The 242-nt window shown below is 36.8% G+C and carries 1 protein-coding gene; it reads left to right on the top strand.

All coding sequences use genetic code 11. The features are described 5' to 3' along the window. On the top strand, positions 1-242 hold a 242-nt coding region (locus tag QP442_RS08565), incomplete at both ends, for a DUF5776 domain-containing protein (protein WP_285069821.1).

The following is a 242-nucleotide window of genomic DNA, read 5'->3' as shown; positions in this document are numbered from 1 at the left end:
AGATGTCGAATTGACTGCAAAGCAACAGTATGAAATTACTAGTACGACCTACAGTAACTACTACACGGATCTTCCAACCAATCCAAATGTTTATGAGCAAATTCCAACTTATACGTCCTTAAATTTAGAAAAAGTTGCTGGGAGTTTAACTCCGAATACATCAATTAAACTTTCTGACTTACAAGTCAATGAACAAGGACTCCCAGTTTTTAAACTCGCAAATGGGCAATTTGTTCCTGCTG

Origin of the sequence: Pauljensenia sp. UMB1177 (assembly GCF_030217965.1) — a bacterium.
Lineage (GTDB): Bacteria > Actinomycetota > Actinomycetes > Actinomycetales > Actinomycetaceae > Pauljensenia > Pauljensenia turicensis_A.
This window is presented reverse-complemented; position numbering and strand designations above follow the sequence as displayed.